This window comes from Streptomyces sp. NPDC000983 (assembly GCF_040299205.1).
Lineage (GTDB): Bacteria > Actinomycetota > Actinomycetes > Streptomycetales > Streptomycetaceae > Streptomyces.
The window spans coordinates 30356-46037 of the sequence record NZ_JBEPBM010000005.1; the positions used below are offsets into that span (position 1 = coordinate 30356).

General features: G+C 70.6%; 13 protein-coding genes and 2 tRNA genes. 6 read left to right on the top strand and 9 right to left on the bottom strand.

The features are described from left to right. Positions 1 to 4 precede the first annotated feature (4 nt). The gene (gene tig / locus ABT296_RS07185) at positions 5 to 1393 is read right to left on the bottom strand and encodes a trigger factor (protein ID WP_351924152.1); all 1389 of its coding nucleotides are present in this window, start codon (positions 1391 to 1393) and stop codon (positions 5 to 7) included. A gap of 168 nt (positions 1394 to 1561) precedes the next feature. Then, positions 1562 to 1638: transfer RNA gene (locus tag ABT296_RS07190), tRNA-Pro, on the bottom strand. A gap of 130 nt (positions 1639 to 1768) precedes the next feature. Here ABT296_RS07190 and ABT296_RS07195 point away from each other — a divergent pair. Next, positions 1769 to 1839, top strand: a tRNA-Gly gene (locus ABT296_RS07195). A gap of 160 nt (positions 1840 to 1999) precedes the next feature. Here the strand turns inward: ABT296_RS07195 and ABT296_RS07200 are convergent. Further along, positions 2000 to 2194, bottom strand: coding sequence for a hypothetical protein (locus tag ABT296_RS07200; RefSeq protein ID WP_093723671.1), 195 nt, complete (start codon positions 2192 to 2194; stop codon positions 2000 to 2002). A gap of 443 nt (positions 2195 to 2637) precedes the next feature. Between ABT296_RS07200 and ABT296_RS07205 the strand changes: the two genes are divergently transcribed. After that, the gene (locus ABT296_RS07205; RefSeq protein ID WP_351924155.1) at positions 2638 to 3837 is read left to right on the top strand and encodes an acyltransferase family protein; all 1200 of its coding nucleotides are present in this window, start codon (positions 2638 to 2640) and stop codon (positions 3835 to 3837) included. Positions 3838 to 3859: 22 nt separating this feature from the next. Here ABT296_RS07205 and ABT296_RS07210 read toward each other — a convergent pair whose 3' ends face one another. Next, positions 3860 to 4312: an HD domain-containing protein gene (locus ABT296_RS07210; protein ID WP_351924157.1), complete on the bottom strand. Its 453-nt coding sequence runs from the start codon at positions 4310 to 4312 to the stop codon at positions 3860 to 3862. Next, positions 4309 to 5499, bottom strand: a complete 1191-nt coding sequence (locus ABT296_RS07215; protein WP_351924159.1) for a PP2C family protein-serine/threonine phosphatase — start codon at positions 5497 to 5499, stop codon at positions 4309 to 4311. The genes ABT296_RS07210 and ABT296_RS07215 overlap by 4 nt, the downstream gene beginning before the upstream one ends. Before the next feature lie 162 nt (positions 5500 to 5661). Between ABT296_RS07215 and ABT296_RS07220 the strand changes: the two genes are divergently transcribed. Beyond that, positions 5662 to 6918 (top strand): GNAT family N-acetyltransferase, encoded by a 1257-nt coding sequence (locus tag ABT296_RS07220; RefSeq protein ID WP_351924161.1) that lies wholly within the window; start codon positions 5662 to 5664, stop codon positions 6916 to 6918. A 58-nt stretch (positions 6919 to 6976) separates the two neighbouring features. Here ABT296_RS07220 and ABT296_RS07225 read toward each other — a convergent pair whose 3' ends face one another. Both ABT296_RS07225 and ABT296_RS07230 read right to left on the bottom strand, forming a co-directional pair. Further along, positions 6977 to 7783 carry an Fpg/Nei family DNA glycosylase gene (locus tag ABT296_RS07225; protein WP_351924163.1) on the bottom strand — a complete coding sequence of 269 codons (807 nt, stop codon included), beginning with the start codon at positions 7781 to 7783 and terminating at the stop codon, positions 6977 to 6979. A gap of 250 nt (positions 7784 to 8033) precedes the next feature. Then, the gene (locus ABT296_RS07230; protein WP_351924165.1) at positions 8034 to 8519 is read right to left on the bottom strand and encodes a ribose-5-phosphate isomerase; all 486 of its coding nucleotides are present in this window, start codon (positions 8517 to 8519) and stop codon (positions 8034 to 8036) included. A 217-nt stretch (positions 8520 to 8736) separates the two neighbouring features. Here ABT296_RS07230 and ABT296_RS07235 point away from each other — a divergent pair, with 217 nt between their 5' ends. Then, positions 8737 to 10197 (top strand): amino acid permease, encoded by a 1461-nt coding sequence (locus ABT296_RS07235; protein ID WP_351924167.1) that lies wholly within the window; start codon positions 8737 to 8739, stop codon positions 10195 to 10197. A 52-nt stretch (positions 10198 to 10249) separates the two neighbouring features. Here ABT296_RS07235 and ABT296_RS07240 read toward each other — a convergent pair whose 3' ends face one another. Further along, on the bottom strand, positions 10250 to 12148 hold the full coding sequence (locus ABT296_RS07240; RefSeq protein ID WP_502977198.1) for a serine/threonine-protein kinase: 1899 nt from the start codon (positions 12146 to 12148) through the stop codon (positions 10250 to 10252). A 240-nt stretch (positions 12149 to 12388) separates the two neighbouring features. On the opposite strand from ABT296_RS07240, the gene ABT296_RS07245 reads away from it, so the two are divergent. Then, positions 12389 to 13117: a hypothetical protein gene (locus tag ABT296_RS07245; RefSeq protein WP_351924652.1), complete on the top strand. Its 729-nt coding sequence runs from the start codon at positions 12389 to 12391 to the stop codon at positions 13115 to 13117. Positions 13118 to 13197: 80 nt separating this feature from the next. On the opposite strand, the gene ABT296_RS07250 is transcribed toward ABT296_RS07245, so the two are convergent. Further along, positions 13198 to 13779, bottom strand: a complete 582-nt coding sequence (locus tag ABT296_RS07250; RefSeq protein ID WP_351924169.1) for a biotin transporter BioY — start codon at positions 13777 to 13779, stop codon at positions 13198 to 13200. Between the two features lie 351 nt (positions 13780 to 14130). On the opposite strand from ABT296_RS07250, the gene ABT296_RS07255 reads away from it, so the two are divergent. Then, positions 14131 to 15516, top strand: coding sequence for an amino acid permease (locus ABT296_RS07255; RefSeq protein ID WP_351924171.1), 1386 nt, complete (start codon positions 14131 to 14133; stop codon positions 15514 to 15516). Positions 15517 to 15682: the final 166 nt, after the last annotated feature.

Consider the following 15682-nt stretch of genomic DNA (forward strand, 5'->3'; position numbering starts at 1 on the left):
CGGCTCAGGCCTCGGGCTTGTCCTCGGTGGCGTCGGCCTCGGTGGCCTCGGCGGCGACCTCGGCGGCCGTCTCGACCTCGTCCTCGTCGTCCAGGTCGATGACCTCGCCGTTGGTGTCCTTGACCGTGGCCTTCTCGACCACGACGGCCAGGGCCTTGCCGCGGGCGACCTCGCCGACCAGGAGCGGAACCTGGCCGCCCTCGACGACGGCCTGGGCGAACTGGTCGGGGGACATGCCGGAGGAGGCCGCACGCCGCATGAGGTGCTCGGTGAGCTCCTCCTGGTTGACGTTGAGCTTCTCCTGCTTGACGAGCTCGTCGAGGACGAACTGCGTCTTGATGCCCTTGACCGCGGCTTCCTTGGTCTCGGCGTCGAACTCCTCCTCGGTCTTGCCCTGGATCTCCAGGTACTTCGCGAGGTCGAGGCCCATCTGGCCGAGCTGGTGGTGCTCCAGGTTGTGCTTGCGGGTGTTGATCTCGTCCTCGAGCAGCTTCTCGGGGACGGGCACCTCGACGAGCTCCAGCAGCTTCTCCAGGACGCGCTCCTGGGCCTGCGTGGCCTGGTCGTACTGCTTCATGTTCTCGAGGCGCTTGCGGCTGTCGGCCCTCAGCTCGTCGAGGGTGTCGAACTCGGACGCGAGCTGCGCGAACTCGTCGTCCAGCTCGGGCAGTTCGCGGGCGGCGACCTGGGTGACCTTGACGGTGACCTCGGCCTCCTTGCCGGCCGCGGAGCCGCCCTTGAGCTCGGAGGTGAAGGTGGCCTCGGCCCCGGCCTCCAGGCCCTTCACGGCGTCGTCGATGCCGTCGAGCAGCTCGCCGGAGCCGATCGTGTAGGAGACACCGTCGGCGATGCCGTCCTCCAGGACCTCGCCGTCGACCTTGGCCTGCAGGTCGATGGTGACGACGTCGCCGTCCTCGGCGGCACGCTCGACCGGGGAGGTGGAGGCGAAGCGCTCGCGGAGCTGCTCGACCGACTTCTCGATGTCGTCCTCGGTCACCTCGACGGCGTCGACCTCGACCTCGATGCCGGAGAAGTCCGGGATCTCGATGGCCGGGCGGATGTCGACCTCGGCGGTGAAGTTCAGCGTCTCGCCGTCCTTCAGCTCCGTGATGTCGACCTCGGGCTGGCCGAGGACGTTGAGCTCGGCCTCGTTGACCGCCTCCGTGTAGAACTTCGGAAGCGCGTCGTTGACGGCCTCCTCCAGCACGGCGCCACGGCCGAACCGCTGGTCGATGACCCGGGCGGGGATCTTGCCCTTGCGGAAGCCCTTCACCGTGACCTGCTGGTTGATCTTCTTGTACGCCGCGTCGAGGCTGTCCTTGAGCTCCTCGAAGGGCACCTCGACAGTGAGCCGAACCCGGGTCGGGTTCAGGGTCTCCACGGCGCTCTTCACGGTTCGGTCTCCTTGTGGCTGACTTCTTGGGTTCTGCCGGAGCCAGACTGGTCCCGGCGGATTCGCCGCCCGGGGGCTTCAGTGGATGAGAGACACGGGCGCGCAGCTTGCATAGTAACCGCAGGCACTGAACAGCCCAAAGGCGATCACTCGGGATGATCGGGCAGGTGGTCGGGGTGGCGGGATTTGAACCCACGGCCTTCCGCTCCCAAAGCGGACGCGCTACCAAGCTGCGCCACACCCCGTCTGGTGCGACACGTAGGGTACATGCCCGCAGGCCATGGAGCTGCCGCATTTACGGGGTGTGCACCCAGGGGGGCCGACCCGCTACGATGCCTTCAGTGCCGCGGTCGACTGACCTGCGGCGCGTCCTGTGCGGGCGTAGCTCAATGGTAGAGCCCTAGTCTTCCAAACTAGCTACGCGGGTTCGATTCCCGTCGCCCGCTCTGCAACGGCCCGGGGCCGGCCGGAGGATCTGATCCTTCGGCCGGCCCCGGTTTGGTTTGTCCGTATGTTCAGCCGTCCGGTTGTCCTGATGCGGGGCCGCCGGGGCGGGCAGGGGTGAGCGCCGCCGCTCGGTCCGTGGGGCGAGGGCGGGGCCGGGGGTCAGAACTGGATCGAGTTGATCGTCTCGGCTATCGAGTCGAGGAAGCGCTGGATGTCGTCGGCCATGCCGGTCGAGGCCAGGAAGAAGCCGAACAGCACGGCGACCACGGCGGGGCCGGCCTTGAGGGAGCCGCCACGGATCAACACCACCATGATGATCGCCAACAGCAGCACCACTGACAGCGAAATGGCCACAACTGATCACACCCTCGGTCGGTCGCTCTCCCGGCCCGGGGGTGCCATCCCCGCGCACCCCCGCCAGAACCATCGTGCCACCAACAGGCCCGCCCTATGCGGCGGGTGGGGCATCAGTGGCGACAACTCCGCCCGGTCCAGGGGGCACCGGACCGCGCGCCCGGCCATCCGGGGTGCCCCGCACGGCAATTCGAAGTGACACTCGAACGAGAAATTCGACGTGATCGTTTCCATGTCCACACAACGTGTTCGCGGGTATTTCGAATTGTCATCACAGGTGCCGCCAAGCGCCCTTCGGGGCTGCCGATATGTACCATTTGACATGGATTCATCGACACAAAGCGGTCACATCTCGCTTACAACCGCCACTTATTCACCCGGCCGGTACGGCGACCACGGCGCACGTTTTACGAATACGCACAGCCGCCGCTAGGGTGCCTCAGATGTTCCACGCCGCCTCGTCCCCCGAAAAGGCAAACCCGCCGCCACCGCACGGCCGCCAAGGAGCACCACTGCCGCCGGTCCGGCACCAGCAGGACAGACCCGGGCAGCGGCCGCCCGACGGCAAGCGGCGCGACGCCTTCTTCGACAACGCCAAGTTCCTGGCGATCGTGCTGGTCGCCGTGGGTCACACCTGGGAGCCCCTGAAGGGTGACAGCCGGGTCCTGGAGGCGCTGTACACGGTGGTGTACGCCTTCCACATGCCGGCGTTCATCCTCATCTCCGGCTACTTCTCGCGCAGTTTCGACATGCGCCCCGACCGGCTGCGGCGGCTGATCACCGGTGTCGCCGTGCCGTACATCGTCTTCGAGACCGCCTATCCGCTGTTCAAGCGGGCGATCGACGACGACCCGAGCATGAGGATCAGCCTGCTCGACCCCTGGTACCTCACCTGGTTCCTGGTCGCGCTGTTCGTGTGGCGGCTGACCACCCCGGTCTGGAAGCTGATCCGGTATCCGCTGCCCGTGGCGCTGGGCATCGCCATGCTCGCCTCCGTCTCCCCGGAGATCGGCGACGATCTGGATCTCCAGCGCGTGCTGCAGTTCCTTCCGTTCTTCGTGCTCGGGCTGAGCATGAAGGCCGAGCACTTCCACCTGGTGCGCCGGCGCTCGGTGCGGATCCTGTCGGTGCCGGTGTCCGCGCTGGCGCTGGCCGTCGGCTGGTGGTCGGTGCCGCGGATGAACACCGGCTGGTTCTACCACCGTGACTCCGCGCAGGAGTTGGGCGCGCCGTGGTGGACCGGGCCGGTCATGGTGCTCGCGCTGTTCGGCTGCTCCCTGGTGCTGACCGCGTGCTTCTTCGCCTGGGTGCCGCGTCGCTCCCTGTGGTTCACCGCGCTGGGCGCGGGCACGCTGTACGGCTATCTGCTGCACGGTTTCGTGGTGAAGGCCGGCGACTACCAGGGCTGGTTCGAGACCGCGTGGCTGCACGGCCCACTCGGCGCGCTCTTCGTGACCGTCCTCGCGGCGGCCGGTGTCACCCTGCTGTGCACCTCGCCGGTGCGCAGGGTCTTCCGGTGCGTGATGGAACCCGAGATGAGGTGGGCGTTCCGGCCGGACGCGGCGCGGTCGGCCCGCGAGCGGGAGCGGGAACGGCAGCCGGTGCGGGAGGCGGAGCGCGAACGGTCGACGGTCGGTGCCTAGGCGCGCCGCAGCCGTGGCCGGTTCACGGGTGGGGCAGGCCGAGGAGTGCGCGCATTCCGGCGTACTTCTCGGTCAGGCGCCGGCGGGTCGGCTCGTCCAGGACGGCCAGCCGCACCGGGTCCGCGTTGTGTGCGAGGTCCGACTCCTTCACCAGCAGCGCGCCCGGCGTCGCCAGGATCCGCCCGGCGTACTCGCGCGGCGGCTCCCCCGGCCGCTTGCTGACGGCGCGGACGATGTCCTTGGTACGGCGGCTGAGCGCGGCCTCCTCCAGCCAGCGCTCGGAGAGGGCGTCGTCCTCCACCGCGTCGTGCAGCCAGGCCGCCGCGATCTGGTCGTCGTCGCCGCCGCGGGCCCGGACGCCTTCGGCGACCGCGCTCAGGTGCTCGGCGTAGGGCCTGCCCGCCTTGTCGGTCTGGCCCTCGTGGGCGGCGCGCGCGAGGGCCTCGACCTCGGTGAGCGTGAGCGGTCGGGTCATGCCTGGCCCCCTGACCGTGCCGTGACCGTGGGGCCCTCGCGGGAGATCAGCAGCAGGGCGCGGTCGTCGTTGACGTCCTTGGCGACCGCCTCGATGAGGTGCCAGGCGGCGCCGTGGAAGCCGCCGACGACATAGCGGTCGGCCTCGCCGGTGAGGCGGTCGATGCCCTCGACGATGTCCCGGTCGGAGGTCTCCACCAGTCCGTCCGTGAACAGCATCAACACGTCCCCGGGGCGCAGCGAGCCCTTCACCGGGTCGAACTGGGCGCCGTCGTACACGCCCAGCAGCGGGCCCTCGGCGGCCTTCTCCTCCCAGCGGCCGCTGCCGGCGCTGAGCTGGAGGCCCGGCGGATGGCCCGCGGAGTACAGCTCGTAGTCACCGGAGTCGAGGTCGAGGACGAGGTGGATGGAGGTGGCGAAGCCCTCGTCCCAGTCCTGGCGCAGGAGGTAGCCGTTGGCGGCCGGGAGGAAGGCGTGCGGGGGCAGGCTGCCGAGGAGGCCGCCGAAGGCGCCGGACAGCAGCAGGGCCCGGGAGCCGGCGTCCATGCCCTTGCCGGAGACGTCCGTCAGTACGGCCTCCAGGGTGCGGCCGCCGTTGGTCCGGGCCGCGACGACGAAGTCGCCGGAGAACGACTGGCCGCCCGCCGGGCGCAGCGCCATCTCGCGGTGCCAGCCGTTGGGCAGCTGCGGCAGCTTGCTCTGCACCCGGATGCGTTCGCGCAGGTCGAAGAGCATGGTGCCGCCGCGCCGCCAGGGCACGCCGACCCGGCTGCGGAACTGCGCGATGAGCAGGCCGACGAACCCGCAGGCCGCGACCACCAGGACCACGCCGGGGGTGACCCGGGCGGCGCCCTCGGTGTACGGGCCGAGCCGCACGGACTCCACGATGAGCGCGGTGGCGGAGGCCGCGTACAGGCCGAGGAGGCTGGCCGGGCGGAGCAGCAGGCCGCCGACGACGATCGGCAGGACCAGCGCGGCCGGTGAGGCCCAGACCGGGTTGGCCAGCGTGACGGCCGCGATCAGCGGGACGGTGAGGAGCAGTCCGGCGAGCGCGATCCAGTCCGAGCCGTCGCCGCGGAAGTAGTCCACGGCGCTTCTGCGCAGGCCGACGCGGACCCGGTGCCACTGCATTCGCAACCGGGCCGCGAACGTGTCGGCGGCGGCGCGCCGCTCTCGTCCTGCTGCCATTAGTTCGGGACCCTATCCATCGGACCAGGTGCTTGGCACGGGAGGTCCCACTTGTCCCCCGTCCGAGGCTCGACTTCACAGTCAACGCCACTGGAAGCCGTCGTGCGGCCAGCCGGAGGAAATTCCCTGGCTCGTCCCGCATTGCCCTGGTAGGCATGGGACATGGGGACACACTTCACCACCGGTACCGCCATCGACCTGCGACAGCTGCGACCCGAGCAGTGGGACACCTGGTACGACGTCCTGCTGCGGGCCTTCGGCGGGGTGCCGGAACCCTCCGAAGAGCGTGAACTGTACCGGGAACTCACCCAGTTCGACCGCTCCTTCGGCGCCTTCGACGGCGACCTGTGCGTGGGGTCGGCCGGGGCGTTCCGCTTCGGTGTGACCGTGCCCGGCGGCGCCTCGGTGCCCGCGGCGGGCGTGACGATGGTCAGCGTCGCCGCCACCCACCGGCGGCGCGGCATCCTCACGTCCATGATGCGCAGGCAGTTGGACGACGTACGGTCCTGGGGCGAGCCGCTGGCCGTGCTGACCGCCTCCGAGCCCGCCATCTACGGCCGGTTCGGGTACGGCGTGGGCACCTTCCAGCTGGCCGCCGAGATCGACACCAGCAGGGTGCGGCTCGCGGTACCGGACGGGACGGACGGCGTACGGCTGCGGTACGCGGAGCCGGTGGACGCGATCGACGCCTGCGAGGCCGTGTACGGGCCGCTGGTGCCGGCGCGGCCCGGGATGCTGGCCCGGCGGCTGCCCGGCTGGGAGCGGGTCGGGGTGCTCGATCCGGCGGGACGGCGGGAGGGGGCCTCGCCGCTGCAGTGCGTGATCGCGGAGCGGGACGGCGAGAGCGTCGGGTACGCCCGGTTCGCCGTGAAGCCGGAATGGGACGCGGGCGGGCCCCGGGGCACGGTGGTGCTGCACGAGCTGGCCGGCCTGGACCCCGCGGCGCAGGGCGCGCTGTGGCGGTTCCTGTTCGACATCGACCTCACCACGACCCTGCAGGTGAACGGGCGTCCGGTGGACGAGGCGTGGCAGTACCAGGTCTCCGACATCCGGCGCTGCCGTCCGCGCTTGAAGGACGCGCTGTACGTGCGACTCGTCGACGTCGGGGCGGCGCTCGGCGCGCGGACGTACCAGGCGCCGGTGGACGTGGTGTTGGAGGTCGAGGACGCGTTCTGCCCCTGGAACGCCGGGCGTTGGCGGCTGTCGGGGGACGCGAAGGGCGCCTCCTGCGAGCCGACCCGGGACGCGGCCGATCTGGCCCTGTCCGTACGGGAGTTGGGGTCGGCGTATCTGGGTGGGGTGAGCCTGGCGTCGTTGGCCGCGGCGGGACGGGTGCGGGAGTTGCGGGCGGGTGCGCTGGCGGAGGCGTCGGTGGGGTTCGGCTCCGCCGTCGCGCCGTGGATGCCGCACGGGTTCTAGAAGGTCCCGACCCCGGACCCCGGGGGCGAACCGAGGGGCCCGGGCGGCCGGGTGCCGGTCAGCGGCGCTGGCACTTCGGGCACCAGAAGAGGTTGCGGGCGGCGAGGTCCGCGGTGCGGATCTCGGTGCCGCAGATGTGGCAGGGGAGGTTCGCCCTGCGGTAGACGTAGACCTCGCCTCCGTGGTCGTCCACGCGGGGCGGGCGGCCCATCGCCTCCGGGGTGTGCTCGGGGCGGACGGTGTCGATGCGGTTGTTGCGGACGCCCTCGTGCATCAGCTCCACGAGGTCGGTCCACATCGCCTCCCACTCGGCGGGGGTGATGTCCCTGCCCGCGCGGTAGGGATCGATTCCGTGGCGGAAGAGGACCTCGGCGCGGTAGACGTTGCCCACGCCCGCGATGATCTTCTGGTCCATCAGCAGGGCTGCGATCGTGGTGCGGCTGCGCGCGACGCGGCGGTACGCCGTGGTGTGGTCGGCGTCGGTGCGGAGGGGGTCCGGGCCGAGGCGGTCGTGTATCGCCTGCTTCTCGGCGGGGGTGATCAGGGCGCAGGTCGTGGGGCCGCGGAGGTCCACGTACGTGGTGTCGTTGGTCAGGCGCAGGCGGACCGTGTCCGTGGGTGGGGGTTCGGGGGTGGGGCCGAAGCCGACCTTGCCGAAGAGGCCGAGGTGGATGTGGACCCAGGACTCGGTGAAGCCGAGGAAGAGGTGCTTTCCGTGGGCCTCGGTGGTGGTGAGGCGGGTGCCGGTGAGGAGGGCGGCGGCGTCCGAGAACTTGCCCTGGGGGCTGGTCACCTGGGGGGCTGTGCCGGTGAAGGCGGCGGCGTAGTCCTTCGCCAGGCGGTGGATCGTGTGCCCCTCCGGCACGGTGGCTCCTTGTGTGGTTGGGTTTTCGCCCCCGCCGCCCCTTCCCGGCCCGACCCCGGGGGCGCTGCCCCCGGACCCCCGTTCGGCCCTTGAGGGGCCTTGTCCTCAAACTCCCCCAGAGGGGGCGCCCCCAGACGGGCTGAAAGGGGCGGGCCTTGTCCTGGACAGCCGGGCGAGGTGGAGGGGGCGGGCCCTGTCCTGCGAAGCCGGACGGCGTGGATCGGGCGGGTCGGGCGGGTTGGGGGTGCTGTTACTGCTGGGGGTGGTGTGCGGGGATCGGGGGGAGGTCGCCGGTTGTCTCGTAGGTGGCGAGCATCTCGATTCGGCGGGTGTGGCGGGCGTCGCCCGAGTACGGGGTGGCCAGGAACGTCTCGATGAACTTGGTCGCCTCGTCCTGGGTGTGCATCCGGGCGCCCACGGCCACGACGTTGGCGTTGTTGTGCTGACGGCCCAGGGCCGCCGTCTCCTCGCTCCAGGCGAGGGCCGCACGGACGCCCTTGACCTTGTTCGCCGCGATCTGCTCGCCGTTGCCGGAGCCGCCGATCACGATGCCGAGGGCGTCGGGGTCCGCGGCCGTGCGCTCGGCGGCGCGCAGGCAGAAGGGCGGGTAGTCGTCCTGGGCGTCGTAGATGTGGGGGCCGCAGTCGACGGGCTCGTGCCCCGCCGCCTTGAGCCATTCGGCGAGGTGGTTCTTGAGTTCGTAGCCCGCATGGTCGGAGCCGAGATACACGCGCATGGGAGGAGTGTGTCATGCGCTCCCGGGTAGCGGCGTGAGGGGCCCGCCGAAGGCAGATCTGTGAGAAAGACTACAGAACCTCAGAGAAACCTCAAGTAACGATCTGGATTCAAAGGTTCACGAATCCATTTACCTCCGATTCACTGGACCGGCTCGTGCGACACCACCTGTTCGCGCACGAGTTCCCCCCTCCCCCGGCGCAAAGGAAATCCATCCAATGACCTCGCAGCCGAACCCGACGAAAACCGGAACCGGCGATCCCGGTTCCGGTCTCCAGGCTGGGCTGAAGAACCGGCACCTCTCGATGATCGCCATCGGCGGTGTGATCGGCGCCGGTCTGTTCGTGGGCTCCAGCTCCGGTATCGCCACCGCGGGCCCCGGCATCCTGCTCTCGTACGCGCTCGTCGGCACGCTCGTGGTGCTGGTGATGCGGATGCTCGGCGAGATGTCCGCCGCCAACCCCACCTCCGGTTCGTTCTCCGCGCACGCCGACCGCGCGCTCGGCAGCTGGGCCGGGTTCTCCATCGGCTGGCTGTACTGGTTCTTCTGGGTCGTCGTCCTCGCGGTCGAGGCGACCGCCGGCGCGGTGATCCTGGAGGGCTGGATCCCGGCCGTCCCGCAGTGGGCCTGGGCGCTCATCGTGATGGTGGTGCTGACCGCCACCAACCTGGTCTCCGTCGGCTCCTACGGCGAGTTCGAGTTCTGGTTCGCCGGGATCAAGGTCGTCGCGATCGGCGCCTTCATCGTGGTCGGCGGGCTCGCCGTCTTCGGTGTGCTGCCGGGCGTCGACGCCGATTCCGCGGGTCTGGGCAACCTCACCGACCACGGCGGCTTCCTGCCCAACGGCCCCGGCGCCATCCTCACCGGTGTGCTGCTCGTCGTCTTCTCCTTCATGGGCAGCGAGATCGCCACCCTGGCCGCCGGCGAGTCCGAGGACCCGCAGCGGGCCGTCACCAAGTCGACCAACAGCATCATCTGGCGCATCGGCGTCTTCTACCTGGGCTCGATCTTCGTGGTCGTCACCCTGCTGCCCTGGGACTCCGAGGCGATCGCCGAGGACGGCTCGTACGTCGCCGCGCTGGACTCCCTCGGGATCGCGCACGCCGGTCAGATCATGAACTTCATCGTGCTGACCTCGGTGCTGTCCTGCCTCAACTCCGGTCTCTACACGGCCTCCCGGATGGCCTTCTCGCTCGGTCAGCGCGGTGACGCGCCCAAGGCGTTCGCGAAGACCACCCGCCGGGGTGTGCCCGTCGTCGCGATCACGGCGTCCGTGGTGTTCGGTTTCGTGGCGGTGTTCTTCAACTACAAGTTCCCGGACTCCGTCTTCCTCTTCCTGGTCAACTCCTCCGGTGCCGTCGCGCTGTTCGTGTGGCTGGTGATCTGCTTCTCGCAGCTGCGCATGCGGAAGATCATCATGCGGGAGTCGCCGGAGAAGCTGGTCGTCCGGATGTGGCTGTACCCGTACCTGACCTGGGCCGCGGCCGGTCTGATCGTGTTCGTGCTCGGCTACATGCTGACCGACACCGAGCACGACGGACGCAAGACGGTCCTGCTGTCGCTGCTGGTCGCCGCGGTCGTGCTGGCCATCGCCTTCGTCAAGGAGAGGGTCCGCCGCCGCCGTCCGGCCGAGGTGGGGAAGGTCCGTACCGAGGCCGACAAGGTCGAGGTCGGCTGAGCCCGTCGCCGTACCGCACCGGAAGGGGCCCTTCGGGGCCCCTTTCCCGTGTTCAGAGGATGGTGAAGCTCTCCTTCACCTCGTCGTACGTGCTCAGCGCCCGCTCCTCGATGCCGGGCTGGTACCAGGTGTTGATCTGGTACGACTTGCCCTTCTCGTTGAAGCCCAGCAGCTGGGCGTGCCAGGGGACGCCCTGGAGGGTGAAGGTGTACTCCCACACGACCGCCGGATAGCCGCGGAACGTCGTCTCCTCCAGCCGGATCTTCCGGTACGCCTGCCCCTGGTGGGCGTTCTGCTCCGAGGTCTCCCACGTCGTCATCAGGTCGCCGCGGGCGAGGGAGGACTTGGCGACGAGTTCCTGCCTGCCGTCGGGCGAGGTGTAGTGCACCTCGGCACCCGTCTTCACGTCCCGCCGCCAGCCCTCGGGGGTCACCCAGGCGAACCCCCCGGCCTCCGCGCGCGCTCCCGGCGGCAGGGTCCGCGGGCGGGCGGTGCCCTCCACGGTCGGGGAGGGCGAGTCGGTCGCCTGCGCGGAGGACGGGGTCGGTGAGCCGCCCGCCTTGTCGTCCCCGGGCGGACCCGGGTTCAGGAGCAGCACCACGGCCACGACGGTTCCCGCGGCGACCACTCCCGCGGCGGCGAGGAGACCCGTCCGGCGCCCGTTGCGGCCCTCGTTCCGCCGATCGCCCGGCACGGCGGGGCCGAGCGGTTCGCCCGGGGGCATGACGGGGTCGGGCGGTTCGGCGGGAGGGGTGGCGGATCGGTCGGGGGTGGGACCGCGGGTGGCCGCGGGGGTGGAGTCGGGGGTGGTGGCGGCCGCCACCCTGGCCGCCGCGTCGGCGTCGACCCTGGTTTCCGCCTCGGACGCCGCCCTCGTCTCCGCCTCCGCGGTCTCCGCCCGGGAGGCAGCGGCCCCGGCCTGCGTCTCGGCCGAGGCCAGGGACGAAGCCGGAGCCTGCGCCGGGGCCGCCGACTCCCGCCGCGGGTTCTCCCTGACCAGCGAGACGCCCGCCGTCGTGGCGAGCCGCGGGCGTCCGAAGTCGTGCGTGGGGCGCGGGGCGTCGGACCGCTCGGGCGGTGCGGGCTGCCGGGGGTCCGCCCCCTCCGGCGCCTCCGGTGCGGCGATGGACGCCCGCCCCTCGGCAACCGGCGACGGCTCCGGTTCCTCCACCCTGCCCACCGCGACCGTAGGCGTGGGCGGTGGAAAGGCGATCGGCCGCAGGGCGTTCTCCAGGTCCCCGAGCCCCGGCCGCAGTTCGGGCTCCTTCTCCAGCAGCGCGGCCAGGACGGACGCCAACGGTCCGGCGGAGGAGGGCAGTTCCGGCTCCTCGTAGAGGACCGCGTGCAGGGTGGCCAGCGTGGTCTCCCTGCTGAACGGGGAGCGGCCGCCGAGTGCCGCGCACAGGGTGGCCCCGAGCGACCAGATGTCGGACGGCGGGCCCTGCGGGCGCCCGGAGATGCGCTCGGGGGCCATGTAGTCGGGCGAGCCGACCAGCATGCCGACCATGGTGAGCGCCTTGGCGTCCTGGATCGCCGCGATGCCGAAGTCGGTGAGGACCACGCGCCGCGCCCTCGACTCCACCAGGACGTTGCCGGGTTTGATGTCCCGGTGCAGCACGCCCCGTTCGTGCACCTGGCGCAGGGCGGCCACCAGGCCGACGCCGATCCGGGCCGCCTCGGCGGGGTTCAGCGGCCCGTCCTCGACGATGAGCCGTTCCAGGGAGCGGCCGGCGACCAACTCCATGACGATCCACAGCCGTTCGCCCTCGTCCACGACGTCGTACACGCGGACCACGTTGGGGTGGTCGATGCGGGCGGTGGCGCGGGCCTCGCGCAGGGTGCGTTCACGGCGGGTGCGGGTGTCCTCCGCGTCGAGGCCGTCTATCCGCATTTCCTTGATCGCGACCGGCCGGTCGAGGATTTCGTCGACGGCTCGCCACACCCGCCCCATTCCACCCTGGCCGATACTCTCGGCCAGTCGATAGCGTCCGGTCACCAGCAGCCCTGGAACCCCGCCGCTCCTCGTGTTTCCCGTATTCCCCGGCAATCCGCTGCACCCCCTCAATTCCCCACGGAGCCTGTCCGTTTGAAACACGATGGTCACACTTCGAGCCACACCAGCATAGTGCGGAGAAATCTTGTGGTACCTCTTCAAGTACTGCGAATTCAGGCGCAGCCAAGGGGGACGAACATGAGTTCTCGTCGTACGACGACCATCGCGGGATCGCTGGTTGCAGCATCCTTCTCGGCAGTGTTGATCCTTCCCTTCTCCGCCGCGGCGGATGACGAGGGACCTCAGAGCAGCAAGGGGGGAAAGGCCGTCGACGAGGCACCGGCGGGAGTGGAACTGACCACGACCCTGCCCGAGAAGATCTCGGTCGACAACAAGTCGCGGGAGACCGCCATTACCGCCACGGTGAAAAACGAGGGGACCGAGGAGAGCGGCGAGATCAGGCTTCTGGTCGTCGGATTCGACGGCCTGACGGTCAAGAATGTTCAGGGCTGTTCAGAGATCGCCGAAAGCGATCTGCCGGAGGGTTCGAACAGCGGATTCGCCTGCGCGGTGGACAATCTCGCGGCCGGGGATTCGAAATCGTACGACGTCGAGGCGACGTACGACCTGGGAAAGACGGGCAAGATCTGCCTGCCCGTCCAGACCCCGTCGGGTGACAAGACGTACTGGCAGCAGGGCCCGGTGCCGTTCGGTACGACGAACCCGTCGCCGAACGCCCCCGCCACCCCGCTGCTGCTGGGCACCGACAACCAGCCGGTGGCACCCGGCGGGGACGAACTGGCCGAGACCGGCGCCCTCGGACGCGACGCCCTGCCGCTGGGGGCGGCCGGGGCGGCGCTCATCGCGGCCGGCGCGGCCGGGCTGTGGTGGTCGCGGTTCCGGCGGCCGGTGACACGGGAGAGCTGAACCCGCGTTCCACGCGCAAAGGCTCGCCGGTCCGACCTCTGGAGGTCGGACCGGCGAGCCTTGTGCGCGGGGCGGGGGCCCTACTTGTCGAGGAGCTTCCAGGCCGTGGGCAGCAGGCCCATCGCCAGGGCCGCCTTGAGGGCGTCGCCGATGAGGAACGGGGTGAGGCCGGCCGCGACGGCGGCGGACACCGACATCCCGGCCGACAGGGCCAGGTACGGGACGCCGACGGCGTAGATGATCGCCGAACCCAGCAGCATCGTGCCGGCCGTGCGCAGCACCGAGCGGTCTGCGCCGCGGCGGGCGAGGGCGCCCACGGCGGCGGAGGCGAGGAGCATGCCGAGGATGTAGCCGAAGGAGACGCCGATGCCGTGGCTGCCGCCCGCGAACCACGGCACGCCCGCGAGGCCCGCCAGCGCGTACAGGGCGAGCGCGGCGACACCGCGGCCGGCGCCGAGGGCGGTGCCGACGAGCAGCGCGGCGAAGGTCTGGCCGGTCACCGGGACCGGGGAGCCCGGCACGGGCACGGCGATCTGGGCGGCGAGCCCGGTGAGCGCGGCGCCGCCGACCACGAGCGCGATGTCCCGGACGCGGGAGGCGGGGAGCAGGTCGGCGAGGACCTGGCCGGTGCGGGTGGGTGCGGCGACTGCGGCGGTGCTCATGGTGACTCCGCGAGGGTTGGGGCAGGTGGGGACACGGCGACGCTATCCCAGCGGCCCGGGGCCGATCACCGTCAGTGGTCGACAAAGCCCGGAACGTGGGCTTGGTGGGCTCTTCACAAAGGAAGGCGGTTACGCACCCCTGGACGTGATGCCGGTCACTGAGGTGAGGACGCGCAGCTCACGAAGGGCGCCACGGAGGCTCTGTAGGGTTCCGCCAATTCGTCGGGGTGAGGGGCTCCGTACCCTCCGTGGCGTACCTGTCCGCATTCTGGGCAGCCCTTTCTCCTGAGCGGACACGGCACCCAGACTGTGGGCGTTTTTGCCCCCTCACGCATTGGACGAGCCGCGCCCATGCCCAGCACCACAGTCGAGACACCGCCGCAGCAGGACGGCGTCTCCCTCTCCCACGGCCTCAAGCAGCGCCACCTGTCGATGATCGCCCTCGGCGGTGTCATCGGCGCCGGCCTGTTCGTCGGCTCCGGCGCCGGTATCGCCGCCGCGGGCCCTTCGATCGTCGTCGCCTATGTCCTCTCCGGCCTCCTGGTGATGCTGGTGATGCGGATGCTGGGCGAGATGTCGGCCGCCTACCCCTCCTCCGGTTCCTTCTCCGCGCACGCCGAGCGGGCGATCGGCCCGTGGGCCGGTTTCACCGCGGGCTGGTCCTTCTGGGTCCTGCTCTGCACGGCGGTCGGCCTGGAGGGCATAGGCGCCGCGAAGATCGTCACCGGCTGGCTGCCGGGGACGCCGGAGTGGGCGTGGGTCGCCCTGTTCATGGTGGTGTTCTGCGGCACGAACCTGGCCGCGGTGAAGAACTTCGGCGAGTTCGAGTTCTGGTTCGCCGCGCTGAAGGTCGGCGCGATCACGCTGTTCCTGGGACTGGGCGTGCTGGCCGTCGCGGGTGTGCTGCCCGGCACGGACTCCCCCGGCACCTCGAACCTGACCGACTTCCTCCCCAACGGCAGCGAGGGACTGATCATCGGCCTGCTGGCCTCGGTCTTCGCGTACGGCGGCATGGAGACGGTGACCATCGCCGCCGCCGAGTCGGAGAACCCGGTCAAGGGTGTGGCGAGCGCCGTGCGCACCGCGATGTGGCGCATCGCGCTCTTCTACATCGGCTCGATGGCGGTCATCGTGACCCTCGTCCCGTGGGACTCCCCCGAGGTCCTGGAGAAGGGCCCGTACGTCGCCGCCCTCGACGAGCTCGGCATCCCGGGCGCCGGCCAGCTGATGAACGTCGTCGTCCTGGTCGCGCTGCTGTCGGCGATGAACGCCAACATCTACGGCTCCTCGCGCATCGCCTACTCCCTGGTCCGGCGGGGTCAGGGGCCGAAGGCGCTGGGCCGGGTCTCCTCGGGCGTCCCGCGGATCGCGGTCCTGGCCTCCTCGGTGTTCGGCTTCGCGTGCGTCCTGCTCAGCTACTGGCGTCCGGACGACGTCTTCCCGTGGCTGCTGAACATGATCGGCGCGGTCATCCTGGTCGTGTGGATCTTCATCGCCGTCTCCCAGCTGCGCCTGCGCGCCCGTCTGGAGCGGGAGGCCCCGGAGAAGCTGACCGTGCGGATGTGGGCGTTCCCGGTGCTGACCTGGGTCGCGCTGGCCGGCATGGCGGCGATCTTCGTCCTGATGGCCCGCGAGCCGGACACCCGGGTGCAGCTGTACTCGACCGGCGCGATGACCCTGTTCCTGGCCGCCTTCGGCTACGCCCGGCAGCGCAGGCGGGCGGCGGCCGGGAGCTGACCGCTCCCGCGCCTCCCCCCGTTCGCCCTTAATGCTGCTAGCCTGCTATTGCAACTAGCTCGCAATAAGAGCTCTTGTGGCGCCCAGGCGTCCTGCCTCGTGATCGTCTTCTCAGCCTTCACGCGGGCGGGCGGAATGACGGGAGCCCCCGCGAGGACGTGACTCG